Origin of the sequence: Gracilibacillus halotolerans (genome assembly GCF_014206945.1) — a bacterium.
Taxonomy (GTDB): Bacteria; Bacillota; Bacilli; order Bacillales; family Amphibacillaceae; genus Gracilibacillus; species Gracilibacillus halotolerans.
Genome location: NZ_JACHON010000048.1, coordinates 1 through 2484, shown reverse-complemented (window position 1 = coordinate 2484; position 2484 = coordinate 1). Strand labels below are relative to the sequence as shown.

The following is a 2484-nucleotide window of genomic DNA, read 5'->3' as shown; positions in this document are numbered from 1 at the left end:
ATTGTAACCGTCAAGTAGTTTTGAACACTTTTTGCTAATTAATTTTGAACACTTTTCGCTTGAAACAAAGATTGTCTATATTTAATTCTATGGCTATCTCCATCAAAATGAATGACCTCAGAGCGGTGGAGAAGGCGATCTAAGATCGCTGTAGTTATTCCTTGATCTCCAAGTAATTCTCCCCATTCTTCCGGTCCTTTATTTGATGTCAGGATGATGGAACTACGTTCATATAAATGGTTAATTAGATGAAAAAACAGATTTGCTTCGTTTTGGTCCATTGCCATGTACATAAGGTCGTCAATGATGATTAAATCGGCCTGTCTAATACGTTTCATTTTAAGTTGAGCCTTCCGAAGGTATTCTTCCGATTTTAATAAGGGTACTAATTCACCCATCGATACAAATGAAACGCGTTGTCCTTTATTAATCGCTTCTAAACCTAATCCAATTGCTATATGTGTTTTTCCGACTCCCGGCGGACCTAAAAATATTAAATTAAATGATTCATCAAGCCAATTTAATTCTTGAAGTTGTCTTAATTGTCTCTCACTAAGTGAGGGGAGTTCCTTGATATTAAATTCATCTAGGCTCTTTTGATATGGAAATGCAGCCCATTTTAAATGCTTTTCTATCATCTTTTCTTCTCGACGCTTTTCTTCGTATATAAGCATTTCTCGAAGAAATTCCTGGTATGTCCATGATTGTAGCTCTGCATTTCTTAAAAAAGATGGCAGTTCTTTTGATGTTTCTGCCAACCTTAGATTGTGAAGCTGTCTTTGTAAACTTTCAACTGAGTATTCCAATTTACACACCTCCTAAAATCTTAAGGTAGCCATCCATTTCCCTTATAGACGCTTTTTCCTGAATCAATGTAGAAGGTACTTCTATAACTGGATCATCACTAGATGTTGCTGGATTCTTAATTTTATTTAATTTCACCAAATGTATGGCGATATCATGTAAGTCATTCGCACTCCACAATCGTTGATTAATACAAGTATCCAGCGCTTGTTGTACAAAGGGTGCATAATCTCTGACTGTTCTCTGTACAATTTGTAATTGATCTCTAATATATCTCGGGTAACGTTTATGAATTTCTTTAAGAAATACTTCTATCTTTTCTTCGTTATCAAAGGAGCCTTTTACGATATTCATATATTCTTTAATTCCCTTTGATTTATCCCTCGTATGATCGCTATTCTTAATGAGTTGGCCCTTTCCTCTGGAAATTGGATGAGTAGCTATTGGTACACCTCCAGGTGTCTTCTCGATAATAAGTTCGTCTTCCCCTGCTCTAATATACACGGTATTATCACCGTGAGGTCTATATGTACCCAGTGGAACGGAATAACGATTTGATTTGTATTTAATAATATTGTCCTTGTGAACAGTTCTTGTTATACTTGAACCATGGTTACTCTCGAAAGAGAGAAGAGAGGAGACTTCTCGTAAGTGGGGCTTTTCCAGGGCGAACACTTCGACAGGTCTCTTTTTTATCGTATTGTGTACTTGGTAATTTCCTTTTCTTTTAAGCCATGCTAGGCATTGTTCGTTCCAAGTTTCTATTTGATGGAAAACGCGGTTCTTTGCAAAGTTTCTCTTAATGAATTTCACTACATTCTCAATCTTTCCTTTAGATTCCGGATCTGCGGCTCTACATAAATAAACGGAAAATCCTCTTTGTTGCTTATAAGCCTGAAATTCCTCTGTATATACGATATCTCCTCCATTTTCACTAACTGTCATCAATTTATCTTGGTCATAAACAATTTCGTCACTCATACCACCATAATATTCAAAAGCACTTTCATGACAACGTATAACATCACGGGTAGTAAAAGGGCGTTCTTGCCACTCAGAGTACTTATACCGTGAGTGGGATAAAACAAAGGCAATCGCATATAACTTTTTCCATTTACCTTCAAACGTTTTTATTTTCATTTCTCCAAAATCCACTTGCATTTGTTGGCCTTTAGGTAGTTCTTCCAATGCTTCATAACTTCGAAAAGTAAGTGTTTTGGGAATATGATATTTTTCTCTTAACTCACGCACATAACTACGAACTGTGCTATCACCAACATTTGTAAAAGAACAACGTTCTTCCAGCCAATCCGATATTTGGGACGCTGATAAATCAGGATGTTCCCTCAACCATGCTAGAATTTGATCTTTATAAGGATCCAACTTTTTCTTCCTTATCCTCAATTCATCCACCCACCTATATGCTTCTTCAAAGTCTTTTTCTAAATACTCATAAACTGTTGTTCTTGATAAATTACATTTCCTTGCAATTGCAGCCACTTTAAAACCTTGCTTTTTTAATTGATGAACTTGTACGATTAACTCTAATTTAATCACCTTCTGAATCCCCCAAAACCAGTTATTTTATACTTTTATATTTTAACTGATTTTAGGTTGTTTTGGCAGAAAGTGTTCAATTCTATCTGGCGGAATCTGTTCACTTTATTCTAGCAGTTACAA

General features: G+C 35.7%; 2 protein-coding genes. Both read right to left on the bottom strand.

All coding sequences use genetic code 11. The features are described from left to right. Window positions 1-38 precede the first annotated feature (38 nt). The gene (gene istB, locus GGQ92_RS16200) at window positions 39-806 is read right to left on the bottom strand and encodes an IS21-like element helper ATPase IstB (RefSeq protein ID WP_184251346.1); all 768 of its coding nucleotides are present in this window, start codon (window positions 804-806) and stop codon (window positions 39-41) included. A 1-nt stretch (window position 807) separates the two neighbouring features. After that, window positions 808-2361: an IS21 family transposase gene (istA, locus tag GGQ92_RS16195; protein ID WP_184251344.1), complete on the bottom strand. Its 1554-nt coding sequence runs from the start codon at window positions 2359-2361 to the stop codon at window positions 808-810. Window positions 2362-2484 lie beyond the last annotated feature (123 nt).